At 75.6% G+C, this 5,484-nt stretch carries 4 protein-coding genes; all 4 read left to right on the top strand.

What is annotated here, in order from left to right; all coding sequences use genetic code 11:
* A partial coding sequence (locus A8W25_RS30535) for a PQQ-binding-like beta-propeller repeat protein (RefSeq protein WP_158942823.1) occupies window positions 1–1,297 on the top strand: 1,297 nt, incomplete at its 5' end.
* Complete coding sequence (locus A8W25_RS35310; protein ID WP_067167676.1) at window positions 1,294–3,552, top strand: protein kinase domain-containing protein; 2,259 nt, start codon at window positions 1,294–1,296, stop codon at window positions 3,550–3,552. The genes A8W25_RS30535 and A8W25_RS35310, both read left to right, overlap by 4 nt.
* The gene (locus A8W25_RS30525) at window positions 3,549–4,268 is read left to right on the top strand and encodes a tRNA-dependent cyclodipeptide synthase (RefSeq protein WP_067167674.1); all 720 of its coding nucleotides are present in this window, start codon (window positions 3,549–3,551) and stop codon (window positions 4,266–4,268) included. The genes A8W25_RS35310 and A8W25_RS30525 overlap by 4 nt, the downstream gene beginning before the upstream one ends.
* Window positions 4,265–5,484 (top strand): cytochrome P450 (locus tag A8W25_RS30520; protein ID WP_079126537.1); only part of this gene is annotated, 1,220 nt, incomplete at its 3' end. The genes A8W25_RS30525 and A8W25_RS30520, both read left to right, overlap by 4 nt.

The raw sequence follows: 5,484 nt of genomic DNA, 5'->3' as shown, positions 1-5,484 counted from the left end.
CCTCCTCTGGTCCGCCTCCGGCGCCGTCGCGGCCGCCGGCATCTCCACCGCCGTCGCACTCGACGCGAACGGGAGCGGGAACGAGGACGACGGCGCTCGGGCCGGCAGCAGTGCCCCCTGGGCCCGCGGCCGCACCCTGTGGACCCGTGACCTCGGCCGCACCCAGTACGGCGGCGCCCTTCTGCGCCACGGCGACGCCCTCTACGTCCACGACGACGCCTCCCTCACCCGCCTCGACCCCGCCACCGGCGCCGTCCGCTGGCAGCGGGACGCCAAGGGCGTCGGCCAGGTCGTCCCGCACGGCACCGACCTCGTGTACGCCGTACGCGGCCGGCTCGGCGCCGCCCCGACGCTCGCCGCGCTCGACGCCGCCACCGGCGACACCCGCTGGGAGACCCGCGACCCCCGGCTCGAAGGGCTGCGCCCCCGCACCTCGCTGCTGCCCGACGACGTCGAACTGGAGGGCTCCCGGGGCATGATCGCGCTCGGCGACTCGGTCGCGTGCCTGGTCACGTACGAGCCGTACGACACCCTCTGGGCGCGGCGCACCGCGCCGGAGCGGCCCTGGCGGGCGTACGGCTACGACCGGGCGACCGGCGAGGGGCTCTGGTACCACGAGGGGACGGCCGCCGGGGTGACGGCGGTGCGGCACGCGGGCGGGCGGTTCGCGGTCGCCGCCTCCGCCCACGCCCCGTCGGACAAGCCCGAGCAGCTCAAGGCCCTGGCGCGGGACCCGCTCCATGTGCTGCGGGCCTCCGACGGCCGGTTCGAGACGACCGTCGTGGGCGGGGCGCCGCGGCCCGACGCCCACCCGGGGGCCACCGGGACGGGCTACTTCGCGCTCGGCGAGGCGGTCAGCGCCGTCGAGCTGGCGACCCGTACCACCCTGTGGTCCCGGGGCGTCACCAGCTCGGTGTCCGTGACGCCGACGGCCACCGGCGGCCTGGTGCACGCCGGTTCGTACGCCGAGGTCAGCGCCCTGGACGCGGCCACCGGCCGGACCCGCTGGCTGCGGACCGACGTACGGCGGCTCACCGAGGCGCCCTACGCGGCGCCGCCACCGCTGCTCTCCGAGGGACGGCTGTACGTCACCGGGCCGGAGCCCGGCAGTGGCCAACTCGCCCTGGGCGGGCCGAAGTGGGGGCTGCACGCGCTCGACCCGGCGACCGGCGAGCTGGTGTGGGCCGTGCCGTTCGAGGGCCGCGACGAGCTGCTCGGGAGCGCGGGAGACGGTCTGGTGCATGTGTGCGCCGGGTCGGTGCTCACCACCTTCCACGGCCCGGACGGCCCCGGATGACGGATCCGTTACTCGCCTCGGATCCGCGCCGCCTCGGCGGGATCCGGCTGCTCGGCCGGCTCGGCGCGGGCGGGATGGGGCAGGTGTACCTCGGCCGTACGCCGGGCGGGCGGCTCGTCGCCGTGAAGACCGTCCACGGGCACCTCGCGGACGACCCGCACTACCGGGAGCGGTTCCGGCGCGAGGCGGCCGCCGCGCGAGCCGTGACGGGCGCGCACACGGCCCCGGTCCTGGACGCCGATCCGGACTCGCCGGTGCCGTGGCTGGCCACCGCGTTCCTGCCGGGCGTGACGCTGAGCCGGGCCGTGGCGGCGGGCGGTGCGCTGCGGCCGGCCGCGGTGCGCGCGCTGGGCGCGGCCCTCGCCGAGGCGCTCACCGACATCCACGCGGCGGGGCTCGTCCACCGCGATCTGAAGCCGTCGAACGTGCTGGTGACGGCGGACGGGCCGCGCGTCATCGACTTCGGCATCGCCCGCGCGGTGCACGGACGGGCGCTGACGGAGGTCGGCGCGATCATCGGGACGCCGGGCTATCTGGCCCCGGAGCTGATCGCCGGGGACGGGCCGCCCGCGACGGCCGCGGCCGATGTGTTCGCGCTGGGCGCGGTGCTCACGTTCGCGGCGACCCGCCGGGGCCCGTTCGGCACGGGCACGGTCGCGGTCCTGCTGTTCCGCACGGTCCACGAGGAGCCCGAACTGTCCGGTGTGCCGGGCTCGTCCGGGCTGCGGGAGCTGGTGGAGCGCTGTCTGGACAAGGACCCCGCGGCCCGTCCGACCGTACGGACCGTGCTGCGGGCGGTGCGTGACACCCGGCCCCCGCTGTGGTGGCGCGAGGAGCCCTTGCGGTCCCTCGTCCTCGCCGACGAGCCGGTTCCGGAGCCGCAGGACGCGCCGCCGCCGACCGTACGGGAGCCGTCCCCCGTGCCCATACGCCCGCGGCGCGGCCGGGTGGCGACCCGGCGGGGCCTGCTGCTGGGCGGCGGGGCCGGACTCGCCGGACTCTTCGGGTACGCGCTGCTGCGGCCCACCCCGGACGGCGGCGGATCCGGGGCTTCCTGGGACCCGGTGGTGCGTACGGGCGCGGCGGCGGGCGGGGCCCGCTGGAGCCTGGAGCCGGGGAACGGCGGGGTGGACGCGCTGCTGGTGGCCGGGACCTCGCTGCTGGTGCACGGCACCGGCCCGGGGGGCTCGGCCTCCAGTGTGGTCCAGGCGCTCGCGGGCGCCGACGGGGCGCCGCTGTGGCAGCGGAAGACGGACGGGGCGGCGAGCGGCTGGTGGGGCGCGTCCGACGGGCTGCTGCTCGCGCCGGACCTGGGACTTCCGGCCGTAGCCCTGGAATCGGGGGCCGTCCGCGTGCGGGCGCCCCAACTGGCGCCCGCCCTGGGCTGGTTCACCTCGGCGGGCGGGCTCCTGATCACTTCGTACGCGGAGACGAGCACCCAGTGGCGCACCCGGGCCGTCGACCCGGCCGGTGGCGCCGTGCGCTGGACCACCCCGCCGGGCCCGGCGACCGTGGCGCCCGCCGTGCTCGGCGAGGCGCTGCTGCTCGCCCCCGTGCCCGGCGCGTCGACGCGGCCGCGGTGCGTGGGGGTGAGGGACGGGGTGCGGCGGTGGACGTATGCGCCGACGACGGACGACGAGGGCGTGTGGGCGGTGTGCGCACTGGCAGAGCGCTTCGCGGTGCTCACCACCAACGGAAGGCTGCACCTCGTCGGCGCGGACGGCCGGGCGGTCCGCCCCGTACAGACGCTCGCGCGCAGGGACCTCCCCGCCGGGTCGACCGCGCTCGCCCAAGCGGCCGGCACGCTGCTGATCGCCGCCGGGAACCGGCTGCACGGCGTCCCCGCCGACCGCGTGGGTGACCGCTGGTCGCGGGACACCCTGGGGCTCGACGCCAGTTGGCCCCGGCGCCTCGGCGGGTCCCGCACGCCGGTGACCGGCGGCGGGCTGCTGCTGCACTGGCGGGACGCGGGCACCCTGGAAGCGGTGGCCCCGGCGACCGGGCAGGTCCGCTGGAGCGCGCGGGTGGGCGGCGGGGTCGCCCAGGTGCCGCCGGTGGTGGCGGGCCCGGTGGTCCCACCGCCCCACCACCGCCCCAAACATCGTTCCCGGCATTTCCCGGGGTCGAAATCCCGCCAAAAGTCCGGGACCCTCTTCCCTACGCTCCGCCACCGGGCGATAACTTCTTGCTGTCGCCGCCACACCGGGAGCACAGGGCTCCCAGGGACTCGCGGCGCTGGGGCGATTCAGGAGTGACTGCCACCACTGAAGCAACCACCACATTTACCTTCCAGCCATTCACCCGGAGCTGCCGGTTCATCTGGGACGAGGGCGATCACGTCCTCATCGGGGTGAGTCCGGGAAACAGCTATTTCAGCGCCGACCGCATCGCCGGTCTCGTCCGCTGGGCCTCCGCGCGCTTCGACCGGGTCGACCTCGTCTACGCCGACCGCCATGTGGACCGGATGTTCGCGACGCTCGGATACGACGACGAGCACGCGCGCCGACGCGCCGCCAAGGAGCTGAAGGCGGTCCGCAGAAGGATCGTGCGGGGCGTCGAGGAGGCAGGCCGCCCCGGGCCGGCGGTCTTCGTGCACGCGCTCTCGGAGTTCGAGGGGAACCCGGTGTACGACCTGCTGCACCGCCGGGTGCGGCACTTCCTGGCGACCGACCGCGAATTCCGCACCGGCTGCGAGGAGATGGCGGCCGCGTTCCTGGCCGGGAAGGCCGACGGCGCCCCGGTGAGCCAGGCGCAGACCGCCGCCTGCCTCGACTACATCGCCGCCGAGCTCCCGTTCTTCCTCGACACCCCGGGCATCCTCCAGGTCCCGTCCTCGGTGTCCTGCTACCACGCGCTGATCCCGCTCACCGAACTCCTCTACGCCAAGGGCGGCGGCCTGCGCGCCTCCCGCAACCAGGCGTACGCGGTCGTACGCCCGCAGGCCGTCCGCCCGGAAGGAGTCGCCGCATGAGCCGCACCGGCACGACCGGCACGGCCACGGCCGGGACCACCGGTCTTCACCCCGCCGCCGGCCCGCTGCTCGACTTCCCGCTCGGGCGGCGCGGCGATGTGCTCCCCGAGGAGTGCGCCGCCCTGCGCACCCGGGAGCCGGTGGCCCGGGTACGCACCATGACCGGGGACACCGCCTGGCTGGTGAGCAGTTACGCGCTGGCCAAACGCGTCCTGGAGGACGACCGGTTCAGCCTCAAGGACACCGCGGCCCCGGACGCCCCGCGCCAGTACGCGCTGACGATCCCTCCGGAGGTCGTCAACAACATGGGGAACATCAACAGCGCGGGGCTGCGCGGCGCCGTGATGAAGGCGCTCAACCCGCGCACCGACGGGCTGCGGGGCTGGCTGCGCGAGCGGGCGGACGAGTTCGTCGACGGGCTGCTCGCCGAGGGACCGCCGGTGGACTTCCGGGCGGGGTTCGCCGACCCCTTCTCGGCGGCTCTGCACTGCAAGGTGGTCGGGGTGCCGTTCGCGGACTGGCGGCGGCTGATGAGCGGCCTGGACATCGCGTTCATGACCAGCCCGCACGCCTTCGAGGGCTCCCGCCTCAACTGGTACAAGGACCTCGGCTACATGGTCGACCGGCTCAACGCGCCCGAGGACCAGCGCTCGGGTCTGCTCGGCCGGCTCGCGGAGCTGCGTACGGAGGAGGAGTCGGCGCATCTCACCGACGAGATGCTGGCGACGGTCGCGGTCTCGCTCTTCGGCGCGGGCGCCGTCTCCACCTCCGCGTTCCTGGTGCTCGCCGTGCTCGCGCTGCTCCAGCACCCGGAGCTGATCGAGTATCTGAGGGCGCATCCGGACCGGATGGGCCGGGCGGTGGACGAGCTGCTGCGCTGGAACCTGTCCATCGGGGACGGTTTGCCGAGGCTGGCCACCGAGGACGCCCGGGTCGGTGACGTCCTGGTCAGGAAGGGCGAGCTGGTGCTCGTCCTGGTCGAGGCCGCCAACTTCGACCCGGCGGTCTTCACCGACCCCGAACGGCTCGACCTGGACCGCGAGGTCAACCCGCACCTCTCGTTCGGCGCGGGCAGCCACTTCTGCCCGGCCACGGGCCTCGGCCGGGCCCACGCGGAGATCGCGCTCGGCGCGCTGGTGGAACGGCTCCCGGGGCTGCGTCTGGCGGTCCCGCCCGAACAGCTGGTGTGGCGCACCGGCTTCATCAAACGGCTGCC

It is taken from the genome of Streptomyces sp. ERV7, from assembly GCF_001653515.1.
Classification (GTDB): Bacteria; Actinomycetota; Actinomycetes; order Streptomycetales; family Streptomycetaceae; genus Streptomyces.
Note: the sequence above shows the minus strand (reverse complement) of the source record. Positions and strands in the feature narration are given on the sequence as shown.